This is a genomic window from Sphingomonas flavida, assembly GCF_036663655.1.
Classification (GTDB): Bacteria; Pseudomonadota; Alphaproteobacteria; order Sphingomonadales; family Sphingomonadaceae; genus Sphingomonas.
Genome location: NZ_JAXOJH010000001.1, coordinates 237,401 through 256,677, shown reverse-complemented (window position 1 = coordinate 256,677; position 19,277 = coordinate 237,401). Strand labels below are relative to the sequence as shown.

Below are 19,277 nucleotides of genomic sequence, written 5' to 3'. Positions count from 1 at the left end.
CAACGGGCTCGCGAAGGCAAGATTGGCGACCTTGCCCAAAAGCCGCTAGGCGGAGGCGATGAGCCAGGACGAAAAGATCGGCGCGTTGATCGTCGCGGCGGGCGGCGGCAGTCGGATGGGCGGCGGTATCCCCAAGCAGTTCCGCGATCTGGGCGGCCGCCCGATGATTGCATGGAGCCACGCCGCCCTATCGGATCACCCGATGATCACACGGGTCCTGACGGTCGTCGCGGAGGACCAGCAGGACCATGCCCGTGCCCTTCTTCCCGACGCCTGGATCGAAGCAGGCGGGGCCAGCCGCCGCGAATCGGTGGCACGGGGGCTGCGTCATCTGGCGGTGGCCGGGGTCGGCAAGGTGCTGATCCATGATGCCGCCCGCCCCTTTCTGTCCGCCGAGGTGATCGACCGCGTGCTAGGCGGCCTGGCCTCGGCCGATGGAGCGATGCCGGTCCTGCCGGTTGCCGATACGCTGGCCCGGTCAGACAGCGGAGTGCTCGGCGCCACCGTGCCGCGCGACGACGTCGTGCGGGTTCAGACGCCGCAGGGCTTTCACCTCCAGGCGGTCATCGCCGCCCATGCCGCCTGGCCCGCGGGGGCGGAAGCGACCGACGACGCGCAGATGGTTCGACGGCTTGGCGGACGCGTCGCTTTGGTGCAGGGCGATCCCATGCTCGAGAAAATCACCTATCCCGACGACATGACCGGAGCCGATATGCGACTGACCTGGGAAACCCGGACCGCGATGGGCTATGACGTGCATCGCCTGGAAGATGGCGAGGAACTGTGGCTGGGCGGCGTGCTCATCCCGCATCATCAGGGCTTGTCCGGCCACAGCGACGCCGATGTCGCACTCCATGCGCTGACCGATGCATTGCTCGGCACGATCGCCGCGGGCGATATCGGCACGCATTTCCCCCCCAGCGATCCGCAGTGGAAAGGTGCCGAGTCGGGGCAGTTCCTCCAGCACGCCGCCAAGCTGATCGCGGACAAAGGCGGCCGGATCGATTTCGTCGATCTGACCATCATCTGCGAGGCCCCGAAGATCGGTCCGCATCGCGCCGCCATGGTGGAGCGCATCGCAGGCCTGCTGAATATCGAGCAGAGCCGCGTCAGCCTGAAGGCGACGACCACCGAACGCCTGGGCTTTACCGGGCGTGGCGAGGGTATCGCGACCCAGGCGGTGGCGACGGTCCGGCTGCCCGGTGGGGCCGCAGCGTGAAGCGGTTTGCGCTGTTCGCGGCATTGGTCGCACTGACCGCGCCGGAGATTGCCAGCGCCCAGGCCCGCGCATGCATCACCGCCCCGGAGGCGGAGGCGATGACCCTGGTCGCGATGCCCGACATCCTTCGCGAGACGGGCCGGGTCTGCGGCGCACGCCTGCCCGCCAACAGCCTGATCCGCGGCAACGGCACCCTGATCTCCAAATATGAGGGCGCGGCGGACCAGGCCTGGCCTGCCGCGCGGGCGGCCATCGTGAAACTGTCCGATCCGGCGATCGATACGCTGCTCCAGTCGGACTATGCCCGCCCGCTGCTCACCTCGCTGCTCGTGCCCTTCATCGTGGGGCGGATCGGCCTGGAGGATTGTGGGACGATCGACCGGTTGGTGACCCAGCTTGCCCCCCTGCCCCCGCGCAACATGGCTTCGGTCGTGGTGACCGCGTTGCAGTATCTGAAGACGGAAAAGGCACGCGGGCGGCAGGTCGCCGTGCCCGATCTGCCGCTTTGCACGAACGGGAACCGCTGATGGACGTGCTTCTTCCCCGCGAGCTGGTCGAGCTGGCCGAGCGTGTCGTCGTCGCCAACCGGGCGGCGGGTCGCCGGGTCGCCGTGGCCGAGAGCTGCACCGGCGGGCTGGTGTCGGCTGCGCTGACCGAGATTCCCGGATCCTCGGACGTGGTCGAGGCGGGGTTCGTCACCTATTCCAACCAGGCGAAGATCGCGCTGCTGAACGTCAATCCGGAAGTGATCGAGACGTTCGGTGCGGTGTCGACCGCCACGGCCTGGGGCATGGCGCGGGGCGCCTTGGCGGCGAGCGACGCCGATGTCGCGGTCGCCATCACCGGCGTCGCGGGCCCGGGCGGCGGAACGGCGAAGAAGCCGGTCGGCACCGTCGTCTTCGCCCAGGCGCTACGCGGCGGCGACCCCGAAGAGGTGAAGGCCGAGCGTCATGAATTCGGCGATATCGGTCGCGGGGCGATCCGGCTTCAGGCGGCGCTGTTGGCGCTGGAATTGTTGCTGCCGTAAAGCTTGGCGGCGCGGTCTTCGAACGCGCCGATCATCCGGCGGAGCGCGGTGCCGAACACCTGGCCCGCCAGCATCTCGAATACCCGGTTCTTGAAGGCGAAGTCGACGGTGAAGTCGACCGCACACCCCTGTTCCTCGGGGCGGAAGCGCCAGTTGTTGCGCAGATACTTTAGCGGCCCGTCGAGATAATCGACGTCGATCGACTCCGGCCGCGACTTGGTGACGCGACTGGTGAATGTCTCACGCAGGCCCTTGAACCCGACGATCATGTCGGCGACCGTCTCGGTCGACGTGTCGGAGCGGACGCGCATCGCCGAAACCCAGGGCAGGAATTCGGGATAGCGCGCCACGTCGGCGACCAGATCGAACATCTGCTCCGGCGTATAGGGCAGATGCCGCGTCTCGCTATGCTTGGGCATCAGCGCGCGGGCGCCAGCTTCGCCTCGCGCGCCGCGCGCAGCCGCTCGAAATCATCGCCGGCGTGATAGCTCGACCGGGTCAGCGGCGAACTGGCGACCAGCAGGAAACCCTTGGCGCGTGCGATCGCGGCATAGGCGTCGAACGCCTTGGGCGTCACGAACTCGGCGACCTTGGCATGGCGCGGCGTCGGCTGAAGATACTGGCCCATCGTCAGGAAATCGATGTCGGCCGAGCGCATGTCGTCCATCACTTGATGGATTTCGAGGCGCTCCTCGCCCAAGCCGAGCATCACGCCAGACTTGGTGAAGATTGAGGGATCGTGGCGCTTCACGCTCTCGAGCAGGCGCAGCGATGCATAATAACGCGCACCCGGCCGGATCGTCGGATAAAGCCGGGGCACCGTTTCGAGATTGTGATTGTACACGTCAGGACGCGCCTCGACGATCGACTCGATCGCGGCCTGCGCCTTGTTGCGGAAGTCCGGGGTCAGGATTTCGATCGTGGTGTTCGGCGTGGTCCGGCGAAGGGCCTGGATCACCTTCACGAACTGCGAGGCGCCGCCATCGGGCAGATCGTCGCGATCGACCGAGGTGACGACGATATGGTTCAGCCCCATCTGCGCCGCGGCGTCGGCGACGTTCTGCGGCTCCATCGCGTCGACCTTGCGCGGCATGCCGGTCTTGACGTTGCAGAAGGCGCAGGCGCGGGTGCAGGTGTCGCCCAGGATCATGACGGTCGCATGCTTCTTCGACCAGCATTCGCCGATGTTCGGGCAGGCAGCCTCTTCACAAACGGTCGTCAGGCTCTTGGCGCGCATCAGTTCGCGTGTCGCGGCAAAACCGGCGCTCGTCGGGGCCTTGACGCGGATCCAGTCGGGCTTGCGTGCGCGCACCGGCGCGACCAGCGGGGTCAACTCGTTCATGCCTCGCGAAATAGCGATGGAGCGGGCCGGACACAATGCCTCGCGGCAGCCTTCACATGTTGGACACGCTGGTGTTAGACATACTTTGATATGGAACCGAAACGGCCCTGCTCGGGTTCGCTGCTACACGAATGGTTCCTTCATGGGATAAGAGAGAGCAATGACCGACTTTAACGACCTCGTGGATGGCTATCAGCGCTTTCGGACGTCGGATTGGCGTCGCCAGCGCGATCGCTGGGCCGAGTTGAAGGAAGGCCAGAGCCCCAAGGTGATGGTGATCGCCTGTTCGGACAGCCGCGTCGATCCGGCGCAGATCTTCGACACGCTGCCCGGCGAAATCTTCGTCGTGCGTAACGTCGCCAACCTCGTTCCCCCGTTCGAAACGGGCGGTGGCCATCATGGCGTTTCGGCGGCGCTGGAATTCGCGGTGACGCAGCTGGAAGTGACCGACGTGGTCATCATGGGCCACGGTGCCTGCGGCGGCTGCAAGGCGGCGTTGACGCAAGGATTTGCCCATGCCGCCCAGGGCGAAGGTGGCTTCGTGTCCGACTGGGTCAGCCTGCTCGATGGTGCCCGCGAAAAGGTCATCGCCAAGCACGGCGAGGGTGCCGATGCGATGCGTGAGATGGAACTGGAATCGGTCCGCACGTCGATCGCGAACCTGCGCACCTTCCCCTTCGTCACCAAGCGTGAGGAAGCGGGCACGCTGACCCTGCGTGGCGCCTATTTCGCGATCGCCGACGGCGTGCTGCACCTGATGGACGAGAATGGCGAGTTCAAGCCCGCCGCTCCGGCCCTGGCGACGGCTTAAGGAAGTCGGTCCGGGCCCCCGGCTCGGACCCGACACGAAAAGGGCGGACGCCGAAACCGGCGCCCGCCCTTTTTTATTGCGTTGTAAAGTTGGGCTTAGCCAGCCGAAACGGCGGCGACCTGCTCCACATCCTTCTTGGGCTCGGCGGTCGAGCGCAGCGACAATTCGCGCATCTGCTTGTTGCTGGGCAGGCTGGGCGCGCCCATCAGCAGATCTTCGGCGCGCTGGTTCATCGGAAACAGCGAGATTTCGCGCAGGTTCTGCGCGCCGCAAATCAGCATGACGATACGATCGACACCGGCCGCCATGCCACCATGCGGCGGCGCGCCGTACTGGAACGCGCGGTAGAGGCCGCCGAACCGTTCCTCGACATCCGCCTTCGACAGGCCGACCTTCTCGAACGCGGCGATCATAAGGTCCGGCGACTGGTTACGGATCGAGCCCGATGCGATCTCGAAGCCGTTGCAGACCAGGTCGTACTGGTATGCCTTCAACGACAGCGGATCGGCGGAGTTCAGCGCCTCCATGCCACCCTGCGGCATCGAGAAGGGGTTGTGCGCGAACTCGACCTTCTTCTCGTCCTCGTCCCACTCGTAGAAGGGGAAGTCGACGATCCAGCACAGGCGGAACGCACCCTCCTCGATCAGTCCCAGCTGCTCGGCGACGCGGGTGCGCGCCAGACCGGCCAGTTTGGCGGCTGCCTCGACCTTGCCTGCCGCAAAGAACAGGCCGTCATCGGGGCCAAGGCCGAGCGCGGCGTAAAGGGCTTCCATACCCTCGGTGCCATGGTTCTTGGCGATGGGGCCGCCGAACTCGCCGCCCTTGCGGGTGACATAGCCCAGGCCCGCATGGCCCTCGGCGCGGGCCCACTCGTTCATCTCGTCGAAGAACTTGCGGCTCTTCTCCGCGGTCTTGGGCGCCGGGATCGCGCGCACGACGCCGCCCGAACCGACGATCTTCTCGAACAGCCCGAAGCCCGAGGTCGTGAAATGCTCCGAGACGTCGGTGATGATCAGTGGATTGCGCAGATCGGGCTTGTCGTTGCCATATTTCAGCATCGACTCCGAATAGGGAATGCGCGGGAACTGGCCGACCGGCGTGACGGTGCGACCGTCGGCGAACTTCTCGAAGATGCCGCCGATCACCGGCTCCATCGTCTCCCACACCTCTTCCTGGGTGACGAAGCTCATTTCCAGGTCGAGCTGGTAGAATTCGCCCGGCAGACGGTCCGCACGCGGGTCTTCGTCGCGGAAGCAGGGCGCGATCTGGAAATAGCGGTCGAAGCCAGCGACCATCAGCAGCTGCTTATACTGCTGCGGCGCCTGGGGCAGCGCGTAGAACTTTCCCGGATGGATGCGGCTCGGCACCAGGAAGTCGCGTGCGCCCTCCGGCGACGAGGCGGTGAGGATCGGCGTCGAATATTCGGTAAAGCCTGCGGTTTCCATCCGGCGACGCATGTCGGAGATCACCTGGGTGCGGCGCACGATGTTCGTGTGCAGCGTCTCGCGACGCAGGTCGAGGAAGCGGTAGCGCAGGCGGATATCTTCGGGATACTCCTGCTCGCCCGCCACCGGCATCGGCAGTTCCTCGGCAGCCGACAATATGGTCGCGCCGCGTGCGAACACCTCGATCTCGCCGGTCGCGAGGTTCGGGTTGATCGTGCCCGCCGAGCGCGCCTTTACCACGCCGTCGATCGTCACGACCGACTCGACGCGCACGCTTTCCAGAATGGCCAGCGCGGGCGTGTCGCTGTCGGCGACGATCTGGGTGATGCCGTAATGATCGCGCAGATCGACGAACAGCACGCCGCCATGATCGCGCTTGCGGTGGACCCAGCCGGACAGGCGGACCGTCTCGCCGACCGCCTCAGCAGTCAGCGCGGCGCAGGTGTGGGTACGATAGGCGTGCATGGCGGACATTCTCTGTACGTCTGGGGAAAGTCTCGCCGCTTCCCCGCCCACCCCCAATTTGTCAATGGCAATGTGCCCGAAAGGGCCCCGAACCGACCCCAAGCCGCCTTTGTATGCGTTCCTCTTTGTCAACCCGCACAGGTCGGGCTATGTGCATCCGATGCACGTTCATCCGTTGATTACCGACAGCGCCACGCTCGCCAATCTTTGCGCCCGCCTCTCGCAAGCCGACTATGTCATGGTCGATACCGAGTTTATGCGAGAGAGCACCTATTGGCCCGAACTCTGCCTGATCCAGATCGCCGATACGCAGGAAGCCGCCGCGGTCGATCCCAAGGCACCCGGGCTCGACATGACTCCGCTGCTCGACCTGCTGGTCAACAATGACGACGTGCTAAAGGTCTTCCATGCCGGTGGGCAGGATATCGAGATCATCTACAACCTGACCGGCAAGACCCCGCATCCGCTGTTCGATACCCAGATCGCGGCCATGGCACTCGGCCAGGGCGAGCAGATCGGCTATTCCAACCTGGTCGATAGCTGGCTGGGTATTCAGGTCGACAAGGGCGCGCGCTTCACCGACTGGTCGCGCCGTCCGCTCGACCAGCGCCAGGTCGATTACGCCATCGGCGACGTGACCCACCTCGCCGCGATCTTTCCCAAGATGCTGGAGCGCCTGCGCAAGACCGGGCGCGGCGCGTGGCTGGACCAGGAGATGGAGCGGCTGGCCGATCCGGCGCATTATGCCAATGATCCCGATCTGGCATGGAAGCGGGTGCGTGTATCGGGGCGCAAGCCCGACCTGCTCGGCCGCCTGAAGGCGCTGGCGCGGTGGCGCGAGTTGGAGGCGCAGGCCAAGGATCTGCCGCGCGGTCGCATCGTCAAGGACGAGACGCTGGCCGATCTGGCCGGGCACCCGCCGCGCAAGCAGGCCGATCTCGCCAAGGTGCGCGGGTTGTCCGCCACCTGGGGCGGCAATGATATCGGTGCGCGCCTGATGGATGCGCTGGAGGCGGCCGAACCGCTCGATGCCGACGAATTGCCCGCGCGCGACGATCGCAAGCCCGGCTTGGGTCGCGAAGGCGCGCTGGTGGCCGATCTGCTCAAGCTGCTGCTGAAGATCCGGGCACGCGATATCGACGTGGCGCCGCGTCTGCTGGCGCGCGCCGACGATCTGGAAATGCTGGCGGCGGGCGTCCGGTCCGGCCTGTCGATCCTGGACGGCTGGCGCTTCGAACAATTCGGTCGCGATGCGCTGGACCTGGTCGACGGGCGGACCGGCTTCGTGGTGAAGGGCGGCAAGCTGAAGATGGTGCGCAATACAGAGGAGGTCGCATGATCCGCCTGTCCGCGATGGCCGCCCTGCTGGGCCTCGCCGCCTGCGCCCCCATGGCCAAGCCCGAGCAGAACGCCGGATCGGGCGCGTGCGGCGACGCCCGGGTCGCCCACCTCGTCGGCAAGGTCTGGAGCGAATTGCTACGTGCTCAGATACTCAAGGCCTCGGGCGCGGCGTCGCTTCGCGTCATCGCCCCCGGTACGGTCGTGACGATGGATTATCGCCCCGACCGCCTGAACATCGAAACCGATGATCAGGGCCGCGTCACGCGCCTTCGCTGCGGCTAATCCGCTCCGGGGTCTTGCCGAGCGCCGTCGCGAGCGTGGCATGGCGGCGCTCGACCGCCTCGCCATAAAAGCCACGATCGGTGTCGGCCAAGGCCAGCCCCAAGGTGGCATCCCCCAGGACGACCGAAGTCCGTTCGAGCGGACCCGCCAGTCCGGCGCTGAGCCGCTGACCCAGCCGGATCGCAAGACCCCAGCTCGTCGCGAGCTTGAGCTGTGCCGGGGCCGCCAGTTCGGTAAGCGGCGACGGCACATCCAACCCACCGCCCAGGCTCGTGTGCAATGCCTGCGCCAGCATCGCCCGGCCCTGTGCGTCGATCCCGACCCAGTTGCCGTGCAACGCGATCTCCACTCCGCGCTCCGCGCGAAACTCGGGGTTCGCTCGCCAGCCCACATCGGCAAGGAGGCAAGCGGCATGACGCAGTCGCGCCTCGGCGGTCGACTCGCCCGTAAATAGCGGCGCGATCCACTGTTCGAGCAGGTCGCCGTGCTCCGGGAAACGGCCAAGCAACCGTCCCTCCTCACGCGCAGCGACGATCAGCGGATCGAGCGCGCGCGTACGGGCATCGAGCGCGCCATAGAGCAATCCCTCGCGCAGCCCATAGGCCGAGACGACCGTCGTGCTGCTCCCCAGATATTTCAGCAGCATGGCCAGCAGCGCGGTCGCATCGCCGAGCGTCGCGGCACGGCTGGACGACAATTCCTTCACCTCGCGAAGGCGTGCGCGGCTGAGATGCGGAATGGTTCGCGACAGGCGCAGGATATCCGCAGACGTCAGTTCGTAATGGTGAATGATCGGCAATGGATAGTCTGCCAGTGCCATATCCAGCCGCGCGAGCGCCCGCCACGATCCACCCACCAAGTAGAAGGGCAGTCCCCGCCCCCGCCCCTGCCAGCCCGCATCCTCGATCAGGCGGGCGATCTGTCGTTCGAAACTCTTGCCGCCCTTTTCGCGCAGGGCAGGAATACGCAGCACGCCGAGCGGGAAGGACACCCGATCCTCGACGCCGCCGTCGCGCACCCGCACCAGTTCCAGACTGCCGCCGCCGAGATCGCCGACAATGCCGTCTGCGTCTGGGATGGCCGATAGCACGCCCTCGCCCGCCGCCTTGGCCTCCTGCTCGCCGGACAGAACCTCGACCTCAAGGCCGAGCGACTCGGCACACGCGATCAGTTCGCCGCCATTGGCCGCATCGCGGACCGCCGCCGTCGCCACCGTGCGCAACGAGTGGACGCCCATTTCCCGCGCCAGGCTGGCGAAACGGGCCAGCGCCACTTGCGCCTTGCTCAGCGAGGAGGGCTCGATCGCGCCGGTGGCGGCCAGCCCGCGTCCCAGGCCCGCCATCACCTTCTCGTTGAAAAGGGTCGCAGGCAGTCTGGCAGGCCCCTGATAGACGACGAGGCGGACCGAGTTGGAGCCGATGTCGATGATCGCGTTACGCGGCGCGCGGGATCCCGTCATCGCTCAATACGCCCCCGTCAACGTTGCCGCCGGAGCGACAGGGTCGGCACCGCCTTGCTGGTGTCGAGCGCGGCACCGCGCCCCGAAAGCGAAGGGTTCGTCATGAAATACCGATGCAGGTTGAAGGGGCGATCGCCCGGCGTGTCGCGGACATAGCTGCCATCCGGCTCGAGCTCCCAGCTTTGTTCGTTGTCGAGCAGATTGGCGACCATCACCTGGTCGAGAATCTGATCGTGTACCGTCGGGTTCTGGATGGGCAGCATATATTCGACGCGGCGGTCGAAATTGCGCGGCATCCAGTCAGCCGAGGAAATGAAGATCTTCGCCGAATCGTGCGGCAGCGCCTTGCCATCGCCGAAAGCCCAGATGCGGCTATGCTCCAGGAAGCGGCCGACGACAGACTTCACGCGAATATTGTCCGACATGCCCGGTACGCCCGGACGCAGGCAGCAGATGCCGCGCACGATCAGGTCGATCTCCACGCCCGCGCCGCTGGCCTCGTACAGCTTTTCGATGACTTGCGGGTCGACCAGAGAGTTGACCTTGGCCCACAGGCTGCCCTTTCGCCCGGCGCGGGCATGGGCGATCTCGGCATCGATCAGCGCCATCAGATTGTGGCGCAGGTCGCGCGGCGACAGGCTGACCCGGTTCATCGCTGCGGGTTCGACATAACCGGTGATGTAGTTGAACATCTGCGCCGCATCCCGGCCGATCAGCGGATCCGCGGTGAAAAAGCTGAGATCGGTATAGATGCGCGCCGTGACGGGATGATAATTGCCCGTGCCGAAATGGCAGTAGGTGCGGAAATCGCTTCCCTCGCGCCGGACGACCATCGACACCTTGGCATGTGTCTTCCAGTCGATGAAGCCATAGACGACCTGCACGCCCGCCCGCTCCAGCGCGGAGGCCCAGTAGAGGTTCTGTTCCTCGTCGAAGCGCGCTTTCAGCTCGACGATCGCGGTCACCGACTTGCCCGCCTCGGCCGCCGCGATCAGCGCGGCGATGACGGCGGACTGCTTGCCCGCGCGGTAGAGCGTCTGCTTGATCGCGACCACATCCGGGTCCACCGCCGCCTGTTTGAGGAAGGCGATGACAACCTCGAACGTTTCATAGGGGTGATGGACAACGATGTCCTTCGCCTTGATCGCGGCAAAGCAATCGCCCGCAAATTCGCGGATACGCTCGGGAAAGCGCGGGGAATAAGGCGGGAATTTCAGGTCCGGCCGATCCTCGTCGACCATCGCGACGAGATCGCCGATGCCGAGCAGGTTGCCGCTCTCGGTGATGATCGCGTCCGAGCCGCCCAACTCGCCGCGCAGAACGTCGGCGAGTTCGTCGGGCATGCCCGTTTCCAGTTCGAGGCGGATCACCCGACCACGCCGCCGCCGCTTGATGGCGTTGGCGAAATAGCGGACCAGATCCTCGGCCTCTTCCTCGATCTCGATATCGCTGTCACGCAGGACGCGGAAGGTCGCCGCGCCATTCACGACGTAACCCGGAAAGAGCAACCCTGAGAAACGGCGCAGGATCGTCTCGATCGCGACATAGCGCGCGCCTTCGCCGGGAAGGCGGACGAAGCGCGGCATGGTGGCAGGGAGCATCACCAGTTCACGAATCGGGGCCTTGTCCGACACGCGGGTCAGGTCGAAGATCATCGACAGACCCTTGTTCGGAATGAACGGGAACGGATGGGCGGGATCGAGCGCCTGTGGTGTCAGGATCGGAAAAATCTGGTCTCGGACATGGGTTTCCAGCCAGGTGCTCGCGTCCGGATCGATGGCATCGCGACGAAGAACGAAGATCCCCGCCTCGTCCAGCAGGTTGCGCAGGTCGCCCCAGACTTCCTGCTGGCTGGCCATCAGTCGGTCCGCCTCGGCGACGATCCCGCTCAGCTGCTGGCCCGGCGTCAGCCCGTCGACCGAACGCTGCTCTACGTCCTGCGCCTGCTGCCCCTTCAGGCCTGCGACGCGGACCATGAAGAATTCGTCCAGGTTCGAGCCCGAGATGGACAGGAAACGCAACCGCTCGAGGAGCGGATGGGCCGCGTTGCACGCCTCCTCCAGAACTCGGCGGTTGAAGGCCAGCCAGGACAACTCGCGATTGAAATAGCGCCCGTTCGGCTCGGTCGAGAAATGATCGTCGTCCGGTTCGGACATTTGCGCGATGTGGGCAGGACGGGTCATCAGGTCTCGCTTGGGCTTACGGTTCGGCGATCAGGCCTGCCGCGGTCAGAATGGATCGTGCAAGGGGAATGGACAAGCGCGCGCGCCGTTCCATCGCCCCCTGGTCGAGCATATCCACTGCGCGGATGACAGAAAGGTGACTACGCTCGGTACGAAGCGTCAGCCATTCGATAAGGTCGGGTCGCGCATCGACGCCGCGCCGCTCGAACAGATGTTCGAACAGTCCGGCGACCAGCTCATCGTCAGGCGCACCGATCTCGGCCAGGCTGCTGTTCGCGAGTCGCGAGCGGAGGTCGGGCAGCTTGACCTGCCAGCGCGGCGGAGCGGCGTCGGCGACGATCAACAATGGCAGGCGATCGGCCTGGGCGCGGTTCCACGCATGGAAGATCTGTACCTCGGCCACCCGCTCGGCATCGTCGATGATCGTGCCGCCGGTGCGGGCGGCGAAGATGCGCGCCAACAGCGAGCGGCCCGATTTGCGCGGCCCGGTCAGGATCGCGGCCATGGTCGGCCATGCTTCCCATTGTTCGAGCATCCGTGCCGCCAACCGGTTCGACTCGGTCATCAGGAATGCATCGGAACGGGGGTCGGCCGGCCATTGCAGCGGCAGCGCCATCTGGTTCATCCGGTAATCACACTATCCGCTGGAAGCGCGGGCGTCTGCACCTGGGGTGCGCGCCGGATGCGCAAGGTCGTGCCCGAACCGGACACCTGGAAACCGCGCTGCTCGAGCGCGCGGCGAAGTTGGTCGGGGTCACCGTCGAAGGTCACCGCCATGATCGACACACCACCCAGCGCCAGGCTGGTCGTACCCGCGCGGACCACGCCGGGGATCGAACGGATCAGGCTCTCGGCATTGGCGACCGCGCTGGCGCTCGGCGCGTCATATTGCAGGCTGACGGCGATCCCCGCCCCCGAATTGGCAATGGCCGCATCCAAACCGGCGATCGGTTCCTCGCCCGGACTGGTATCGTCGATCACTGCCGCAGGCTTTGGCGGCGGGTTGAGCGAGGCGTCGGGATGGAGCGAACCGCTCGCCAGCGCACGCTGGTACAGGCCGTCCAGACGGGCAACGCCGGTATCGAGCAGCTGGTTCAGCCCATCGGTGCTGCCGACCCGCAAGGTGATCGTGCCGAGCAGATCGTTGTCGGGCCCATGCCGCGCCTCGAACACGCCGATCACCGGGCCGCCGGGCCACTGGCGATAGAGGCGGGCGACGGGGATCAGGACATCGGATGCGCCATATTGGTCCAGTATGGTCCGCCACCAGCCGCGTGAGCGGCGGTTGATCTGGCCTGCGTTCAACAGCAGCGGATCGGTGCCGGTGCCCGAGGGGCGGATATAGTCGATGCTGCTGTTGCCTGCCCGGAACCGGGCCCAGGCCTGCTGCCAGGGGGTCCGTGCCTCGAACATCTGCGATGCGCCGCCCGATATCTGGAGCGGCATGACGAGCATCGGCGGCGATCGATCGGCATAGGCCGACACCCCCAGCACCGATGCCGCGCGCACCCGGTCGAACAGGACGCCGAGCTTGGCGACATAGCGGGTCGGGCCGATCTGTTCGTTTTCGATCACGATACCACTGACGAGCGAGTCGAGCAGGCCATCGGATGCGCCGGTGCCGCTGCGACCCAACCGCTGGGCCAGCATCGCCCACGCCTTGCGCTGCGCGATTCGCCACCCGCCCAGCCGGGCGGCCTCCGCCGTCTTGCCGGAAACATCGACCGCGACGCCCGTCACTTCGTAGGAGCCGCCATTGTCGATCGGTGCGAGCCCTCGCGGCTGTCCCTCGATCTGGGCGAGCACCGTGCCGCCTCCGGCTCCCAGGCCGATTAGGGTGGCCAGGCCGAACATCATGGAGGGGGAACGCAAACGCATCGCGGCCTTTTGGCGAACCAGACGTGGAAATCCAAGCGCGATGTCGCTAACCGGCAAACATGACCGACAACAGCACGCCGTCTTCCACCCCGTCGTCCGCCGAAACGGGCGCATCCTACACCTATGCCGATGCTGGCGTTTCGATCGCCGCGGGCAACGCGCTGGTCCGCGCGATCGGCCCGCTCGCAAAGGCGACGCGGCGACCCGGAGCCGATGCCGACCTGGGCGGCTTTGGTGGCTTCTTCGACCTGAAGGCCGCCGGTTTCACCGACCCGCTGCTCGTCGCCGCCAATGACGGCGTCGGCACCAAGCTGAAGCTCGCGATCGAGCATGACCGCCATGACGGTGTCGGCATCGACCTGGTGGCCATGTGCGCCAACGACCTGATCGTGCAGGGCGCCGAGCCGCTGTTCTTCCTGGATTATTATGCGACCGCAAAGCTGGAGGGCGATGTCCCCGAGCGCGTGATCGCCTCGATCGCCGAAGGTTGCCGTATCGCGGGTTGTGCCTTGATCGGCGGCGAAACCGCAGAGATGCCGGGCATGTACGCGCCGGGCGATTACGACCTGGCGGGCTTCTGCGTCGGCGCGGTCGAGCGCGATCAGGTGCTGACCGGCGCCGCGATCGGCGAGGGCGACGTGATCCTCGGCCTCGCTTCCTCGGGCGTCCATTCCAACGGCTTCTCGCTCGTTCGCCGCCTGGCGGCGGACAAGGGCTGGAAGCTGGATCGTCCGGCATTGTTCGATCAGGATCAGTTGCTGGTCGAGGCGTTGATGGCCCCGACTCGGATCTACGTCCGCTCGCTGCTCCCCTCGATCAAGGCGGGGGCGATCAAGGGCCTGGCCCATATCACCGGCGGCGGCCTTTTGGAAAACATCCCGCGTGTGCTGCCCAAGGGCGCTCATGCGGTGGTCGATGCGGATGGCTGGGAGCAGCCGCGCCTGATGGCCTTCCTCCAGGCGCAGGGTGGCATCGAGCCCGAGGAAATGGCACGCACCTTCAACTGCGGTATCGGCATGGCGGTGATCGTCGCGGCCGACCAGGCCGAAGCGCTGGCCGATACATTGCGCGCGGCAGGCGAGACGGTCGTGACCGTGGGCACGGTCCAGGCAGGCGAGCGCGGCTGCACCGTCAGGGGCTCGGCGGGCACCTGGAGCGCGAAGGCGGACTGGACCGCGACACATGTCGGCTGACCAGCCGGTCAAGGTCGGGATCCTCATCTCCGGCCGGGGGTCGAACATGCAGTCGCTGGTCGCCGCCTCGAAACAGGCGGACGCGGCCTATCGCGTCGCGCTGGTCGCCTCCGACAAGCCGGAAGCGGCCGGGCTGGCCTGGGCGCGGGAGCAGGGCATCGCAACCTTCGCCCTGTCGCCCAAGGGCATTGGCAAACCCGCCTATGAGGCCGCGATCGACCAGGCGCTGCGTGACGCGGGCGTCGAGGTCGTGGCGCTGGCGGGCTATATGCGTCTCTTGTCGGGTGATTTCGTCGCGCGGTGGCAGGGGCGTATCCTGAACATCCACCCCTCGCTGCTGCCGCTCTACAAGGGCCTCGACACCCATGAGCGGGCCATTGCGGCGGGCGATGCGACGGCTGGCTGTTCGGTCCATGTCGTTACCGAGGAACTGGATGACGGCGAGGTCCTGGGCCAGGCCGAAGTTCCGATCCTGTCCGGCGACGATGCGGCGGCACTTGCGGCCCGCGTGCTCGTTGAAGAGCACCGACTTTACCCGCAAATACTCACGGAGTTCGTGCGCCGATGACCGATTTCCTGACCCGCATACGCGACATCGCCATGCTGCTGCCGGGCGTAGCCGAGGATCAGCATGACGGCGAAACCCGCTTCCTGGTCGAAGGCGAACCCTTTGTCCGCGTGACCGAAGGCGCATCGAGCGTGCATCTGTGTATCGCGGATGAGGGCACCGAGCCGCACTGGCGTGATTTCACGCTGACGGCCGAGAGCGACTGGACCCTTGTCGAGGATCGTATCGCGCGCAGTTGGGAATTGACCGCGCCGACCGAGTTGCTGGAGGCGGGCGGCCGATGAGCGGACCGGCTGGCGACGATGCGGCCGATCGGGCCAAATCGCGGCGGCGCCTGCTAACGCTGGCCGAATTCGTGGCGGTGGCCGGGCTGCTCGTCGCCGCCCTGACCCTGTATCTGAACTGGTCGCAGCGGCGCAGTGATGCCGCCGACCGGGCATCCGCCGCCAGTGCGCAACGCAACGAGCGGGCCCGTCTGGACCTGACCGCCACGGTCGAGAGCGACGGTCGTCGGCTGGCGCTGCGCGACCCGAACCATGACCTGCAGGATGTCACGATCGACTTTCCCACCAAGTCTGGGATCGCTCGCCAGACGCCGGTCGGCGATCCGGTGATCGAGGCGGAGCCCATTTCCGGTCCGATGCTGGCGCTGACCGACGGCCAGGCGGATACCAAGGAAGGGCGCCTGCCGGTGTTGATCACCACCCGCTATTGGGACGGCGATACGGCGCGGACGGTAACCGGGTTGTACGACGTGATCTGGAGCACCCACGGCCGTCTGCTGCGTGGCCGGACATTGCGGCTGGAAGGGCTGCGACTGACGGACCGCGTCGGAACCAAAGCCAAGCTCGACGCCGCCTGGACGCGCAAGCGGGGCTAGTCCGGCGCACCGGACCATCACAACCCTGCCCCCAACCTCCGCCGGGAGCGCCTAAAGCGTTCGGGCGTAGATCACGTCGTTGTAGATTGCACCGCCGACCCGGAACCGTCGCGTTCCCGCCAGCGTGAAGCCCTGGCGTTCGTAAAAGGCGCGGGCGTGGATGTTGATGCCCAGCACGCCGAGCAGCATCCGGCGTTTGCCCATCGCGCGTGCGTCGTCGATGGCCCGTGCCATCAGCTGGCGACCAAGGCCCGTGCCACGCGTCAGCGACAGGGCATAGATCCGGCGCAATTCGATATCGTGCGCATCGGCCTGTACGGGGAGGTCCGGTGGGACCAGCAGGGTATAGCCGATGGGTGCAGCGCCATCGGGATGCTCGGCCAGGGTGGCGACGCAGGACATATCCGCGATCCAGCCATCGAACTTGGCGGGCGAGCTATTCGTGGTGCAATGATGCACCATGTCGGGACCCGAGATGATCCCGGCAAACGTCTCGAGGAAGGTGGCGGCTGCGACGAGCGACAGCGCGGGCGCATCACCCGGTCCCGCCTGTCGCAGCCGCCATTCCATCAGCCGACGATTTCTTCCGGCTTGAAGAAGTACGCGATCTCGATCTCGGCGTTCTCGTCCGAGTCCGAACCGTGGACGCTGTTGGCTTCGATCGACTCGGCCAGTTCCTTGCGGATCGTGCCCGGTTCGGCGTTCGCCGGGTTGGTCGCGCCCATGATGTCACGGTTGCGCTGCATGGCGTTCTCGCCCTCGAGCACCTGCACGACGACCGGACCCGAGATCATGAACTCGACCAGATCGTTGAAGAAGGGACGCTCCTTGTGGACCGCGTAGAAGCCCTCGGCCTGTTCGCGGGTCATCTGGATACGCTTCGAGGCGACGACGCGCAGGCCGGCTTCCTCCAGCATCTTGGTGACGGCACCGGTCAGGTTGCGGCGGGTCGCGTCGGGCTTGATGATCGAAAAGGTACGGTTCGCGGCCATGATGGTCACGCAGCTCCTGAATAAAGGTGTTGGCTGGAAGTGGCGTCGCCCTAGTCGGGGCGGCAGGGCAATGCAACGTCTTATGGTGATCGCACGATCATCCCCGGCGCGGGGGCGATTAGGCTGCCTGTTCCCAGCGGCCCTGATCGTTCTGCTTCCAGTAACGGCGCTCGATACCCTCACGGTCCGCCAAGGCACGCCAAGCCGTCCGGGCTTCCCCGATGCGGTCGCCGTCGAAGAAATGAAACGCCCGGTCGAAGCTTAGCGCTTCGTCGCGCCATAGGCCGTCGGCAAGCGCAACATGACGCGCACCATTGGTCGGCTGGACCTCGCCCGCGATCAGCACCGGCTGGACCGTGTCGTCGCCTTCCCCCGCCTGGGCATGGGGCAGGAAGCCATCCGCCGGGATCGTCCACAACTGACGATCGAGCGCCGCGCGCTGTTCGGCATCCCCGCTGACGATCAGCAGGCGCCCGCCCCCCGTCACCACCCGATCGGCGATGACGGGCAGCAGCCGGTCGAGCGGCGCGAGCGTCAGATGATAGAAATCGACCTGCATCGCGCCGCCCTTCCCTATCGTTACGCCTCGAACCGGTCCGCGACGAACTGGTCGAGCAGACGCACGCCATATCCGGTCGCGCCCTTGTCATGGTTGACGCCCGGCTTGTCCGACCAGACCATGCCCGCAATGTCGAGATGCGCCCAGGCAACGCCCTCGTTGATGTAGCGCTTCAGGAACTGCGCCGCGGTGATCGAACCGGCACCCCGCGGGCCGACATTCTTCATGTCGGCGATCTGGCTGTCGATCAGCTTGTCATAGGCATCCGACAGCGGGAACCGCCAGAGCTTCTCGTCGGTCGCCTTGCTCGCCGCCAGCAACGCATCGGCAAGCGAATCATCATTGGCGAACAGGCCACCATGCTCATGCCCCATGCTGATGATCATCGCGCCGGTCAGGGTGGCGAGATCGACGATGGTCGAGGGCGAGTGCGTCTTCTGGACCCAGGTCAGCGCGTCGCACAGGACCAGGCGGCCCTCCGCGTCGGTGTTGATGACCTCGATCGTCTGGCCCGACATCGACGTGACGACGTCACCGGGACGCTGCGCATTGCCGTCGGGCATGTTCTCGACCAGACCCATGACGCCGACGACATTGGCCTTGGCCTTGCGTGCCGCGATCGCCTTCATCGCGCCTGCGACCGCACCGGCACCGCCCATGTCCCACTTCATGTCTTCCATGCCGGCAGCGGGCTTGATCGAGATGCCGCCGGTGTCGAAGGTCACGCCCTTGCCGACCAGCGCCACCGTCTCGGCATCCGCCGCGCCACCGTTCCACTTCAGGACGAGAAGGCGACCCTCGCGCACCGAGCCCTGGCTGACGCCCAGCAGCGCACCCATGCCCAGGTCGCGCATCTGCGCTTCGTCCAGCACGGTCACTTCCAGGCCGAGGCCCTCGACGTCGTTGAGGACGCGCTCGACGAAGGTTTCCGGGTACAGCTTGTTCGGCGGCTCCGAGACGAGCGTGCGAGTAAGCTCGAGCCCGCCATTGACCGCATGGACACGCGCAAAGGCCGCTTCCGCGTCCGCACCGGCGTTGACGATGGCGATCCGGGTCAGGGTCGGCTTGGACGTCTCGGGCAGCTTGGTGCGGTACACGTCATACCGCCAGCCGCGCTGGACCGCCGCACCGGCAAAGCTGGCGACCGCCTCGGCGGCGGGCTGGGTCGAAAGGCCGCTCAGGTCGACTGATGCCGACGAAGCCGTGGTCAGCAGCTTGGCGGTCAGTGCGCCCCCCGCCTTGCGCCAGTCGGCTTCCTTGCCTTCGCCGACGCCGAGCAACAGCACGCGCTGCGCCGCGCCACCGACCGTGGCGAACAGCTCGACGACCGAGCCCGCCTCTCCTTTGAAGCGTGCGGCGTCGACCGCCGCCTTGGCGAGCGCGGCCGCACCCTCTCCTTCGATCCGGCCGGTATCGACCGCATCCTTCGTGAAGGGAAGGACGAGCACGTCACCGGCATCGACGGTGGAGGTAAAGGCGATCTGCATGGAAACCCTCTGCTGAACTGGTAACAGTTGCTATCATCTAGGCTCTTGGACCGTCGTGGCAAGCGCGCGATTGCAGCAAGCCGCCGGTGATGCGATAGGCGGGCGCTTCACGGCGTCGCCCTGGCGGGGGGAGGCTTTCATCGTGT

At 66.3% G+C, this 19,277-nt stretch carries 21 protein-coding genes; 10 read left to right on the top strand and 11 right to left on the bottom strand.

The window, feature by feature from the left end; genetic code table 11:
- Positions 1-58: 58 nt before the first annotated feature.
- Genes U1703_RS01115 through U1703_RS01105 form a run of 3 tightly spaced genes read left to right on the top strand, consistent with a single transcriptional unit; the run spans position 59 to position 2,246 of the window.
- The gene (locus U1703_RS01115) at positions 59-1,219 is read left to right on the top strand and encodes a bifunctional 2-C-methyl-D-erythritol 4-phosphate cytidylyltransferase/2-C-methyl-D-erythritol 2,4-cyclodiphosphate synthase (RefSeq protein WP_332784234.1); all 1,161 of its coding nucleotides are present in this window, start codon (positions 59-61) and stop codon (positions 1,217-1,219) included.
- On the top strand, positions 1,216-1,746 hold the full coding sequence (locus U1703_RS01110; protein ID WP_332784233.1) for a hypothetical protein: 531 nt from the start codon (positions 1,216-1,218) through the stop codon (positions 1,744-1,746). Before U1703_RS01115 ends, U1703_RS01110 begins: the two co-directional genes overlap by 4 nt.
- Positions 1,746-2,246: a CinA family protein gene (locus U1703_RS01105; RefSeq protein WP_320451022.1), complete on the top strand. Its 501-nt coding sequence runs from the start codon at positions 1,746-1,748 to the stop codon at positions 2,244-2,246. Before U1703_RS01110 ends, U1703_RS01105 begins: the two co-directional genes overlap by 1 nt.
- On the opposite strand, the gene U1703_RS01100 is transcribed toward U1703_RS01105, so the two are convergent.
- Entirely contained in the window at positions 2,207-2,665 is a 459-nt protein-coding gene (locus U1703_RS01100) for a type II toxin-antitoxin system RatA family toxin (protein WP_332784232.1), read from the bottom strand. The genes U1703_RS01105 and U1703_RS01100 overlap by 40 nt on opposite strands.
- Entirely contained in the window at positions 2,665-3,588 is a 924-nt protein-coding gene (lipA, locus tag U1703_RS01095) for a lipoyl synthase (protein WP_320451024.1), read from the bottom strand. The genes U1703_RS01100 and lipA overlap by 1 nt, the downstream gene beginning before the upstream one ends.
- Before the next feature lie 160 nt (positions 3,589-3,748).
- Here lipA and U1703_RS01090 point away from each other — a divergent pair, with 160 nt between their 5' ends.
- Positions 3,749-4,399: a carbonic anhydrase gene (locus tag U1703_RS01090; protein ID WP_332784231.1), complete on the top strand. Its 651-nt coding sequence runs from the start codon at positions 3,749-3,751 to the stop codon at positions 4,397-4,399.
- Positions 4,400-4,494: 95 nt separating this feature from the next.
- Here U1703_RS01090 and aspS read toward each other — a convergent pair whose 3' ends face one another.
- On the bottom strand, positions 4,495-6,309 hold the full coding sequence (gene aspS, locus U1703_RS01085) for an aspartate--tRNA ligase (RefSeq protein ID WP_332784401.1): 1,815 nt from the start codon (positions 6,307-6,309) through the stop codon (positions 4,495-4,497).
- 160 nt (positions 6,310-6,469) lie between these two features.
- On the opposite strand from aspS, the gene rnd reads away from it, so the two are divergent.
- Together rnd and U1703_RS01075 are read left to right on the top strand one after the other, a co-directional pair.
- Positions 6,470-7,648: a ribonuclease D gene (gene rnd / locus U1703_RS01080; RefSeq protein WP_332784230.1), complete on the top strand. Its 1,179-nt coding sequence runs from the start codon at positions 6,470-6,472 to the stop codon at positions 7,646-7,648.
- Entirely contained in the window at positions 7,645-7,932 is a 288-nt protein-coding gene (locus U1703_RS01075; protein WP_332784229.1) for an I78 family peptidase inhibitor, read from the top strand. Before rnd ends, U1703_RS01075 begins: the two co-directional genes overlap by 4 nt.
- Here U1703_RS01075 and U1703_RS01070 read toward each other — a convergent pair.
- From U1703_RS01070 to U1703_RS01055, 4 genes are read right to left on the bottom strand one after another with little or no spacing between them, the layout of a single operon-like run.
- Positions 7,910-9,391, bottom strand: coding sequence for a Ppx/GppA phosphatase family protein (locus U1703_RS01070; RefSeq protein WP_332784228.1), 1,482 nt, complete (start codon positions 9,389-9,391; stop codon positions 7,910-7,912). The genes U1703_RS01075 and U1703_RS01070 overlap by 23 nt on opposite strands.
- A 17-nt stretch (positions 9,392-9,408) precedes the next feature.
- Positions 9,409-11,574, bottom strand: coding sequence for an RNA degradosome polyphosphate kinase (locus U1703_RS01065; RefSeq protein ID WP_320451029.1), 2,166 nt, complete (start codon positions 11,572-11,574; stop codon positions 9,409-9,411).
- Between the two features lie 16 nt (positions 11,575-11,590).
- Positions 11,591-12,199 (bottom strand): P-loop NTPase family protein, encoded by a 609-nt coding sequence (locus tag U1703_RS01060; RefSeq protein ID WP_320451030.1) that lies wholly within the window; start codon positions 12,197-12,199, stop codon positions 11,591-11,593.
- Complete coding sequence (locus U1703_RS01055) at positions 12,196-13,452, bottom strand: heavy-metal-associated domain-containing protein (protein WP_332784227.1); 1,257 nt, start codon at positions 13,450-13,452, stop codon at positions 12,196-12,198. The genes U1703_RS01060 and U1703_RS01055 overlap by 4 nt, the downstream gene beginning before the upstream one ends.
- Positions 13,453-13,511: 59 nt before the next feature.
- On the opposite strand from U1703_RS01055, the gene purM reads away from it, so the two are divergent.
- The 4 genes from purM to U1703_RS01035 are packed head-to-tail and all read left to right on the top strand — an operon-like array spanning position 13,512 to position 16,093.
- Positions 13,512-14,645 (top strand): phosphoribosylformylglycinamidine cyclo-ligase, encoded by a 1,134-nt coding sequence (gene purM / locus U1703_RS01050; protein ID WP_332784226.1) that lies wholly within the window; start codon positions 13,512-13,514, stop codon positions 14,643-14,645.
- Positions 14,635-15,213 carry a phosphoribosylglycinamide formyltransferase gene (gene purN, locus U1703_RS01045; RefSeq protein WP_332784225.1) on the top strand — a complete coding sequence of 193 codons (579 nt, stop codon included), beginning with the start codon at positions 14,635-14,637 and terminating at the stop codon, positions 15,211-15,213. The genes purM and purN overlap by 11 nt, the downstream gene beginning before the upstream one ends.
- On the top strand, positions 15,210-15,497 hold the full coding sequence (locus U1703_RS01040) for an MmcQ/YjbR family DNA-binding protein (protein WP_332784224.1): 288 nt from the start codon (positions 15,210-15,212) through the stop codon (positions 15,495-15,497). Before purN ends, U1703_RS01040 begins: the two co-directional genes overlap by 4 nt.
- Positions 15,494-16,093, top strand: coding sequence for a hypothetical protein (locus U1703_RS01035; protein WP_332784223.1), 600 nt, complete (start codon positions 15,494-15,496; stop codon positions 16,091-16,093). The genes U1703_RS01040 and U1703_RS01035 overlap by 4 nt, the downstream gene beginning before the upstream one ends.
- A 51-nt stretch (positions 16,094-16,144) precedes the next feature.
- Here the strand turns inward: U1703_RS01035 and U1703_RS01030 are convergent, their stop codons facing one another.
- The 4 genes from U1703_RS01030 to U1703_RS01015 all read right to left on the bottom strand — a co-directional run bounded on the left by U1703_RS01030 (position 16,145) and on the right by U1703_RS01015 (position 19,131).
- On the bottom strand, positions 16,145-16,663 hold the full coding sequence (locus tag U1703_RS01030; RefSeq protein ID WP_332784222.1) for a GNAT family N-acetyltransferase: 519 nt from the start codon (positions 16,661-16,663) through the stop codon (positions 16,145-16,147).
- A complete protein-coding gene (ndk, locus tag U1703_RS01025; RefSeq protein WP_320451272.1) occupies positions 16,663-17,085 on the bottom strand; it encodes a nucleoside-diphosphate kinase in 423 nt (140 codons plus the stop codon). Before ndk ends, U1703_RS01030 begins: the two co-directional genes overlap by 1 nt.
- 118 nt (positions 17,086-17,203) lie before the next feature.
- Complete coding sequence (locus U1703_RS01020) at positions 17,204-17,644, bottom strand: DNA polymerase III subunit chi (RefSeq protein WP_332784221.1); 441 nt, start codon at positions 17,642-17,644, stop codon at positions 17,204-17,206.
- 20 nt (positions 17,645-17,664) lie between these two features.
- On the bottom strand, positions 17,665-19,131 hold the full coding sequence (locus U1703_RS01015) for a leucyl aminopeptidase (protein WP_332784220.1): 1,467 nt from the start codon (positions 19,129-19,131) through the stop codon (positions 17,665-17,667).
- Positions 19,132-19,277 lie beyond the last annotated feature (146 nt).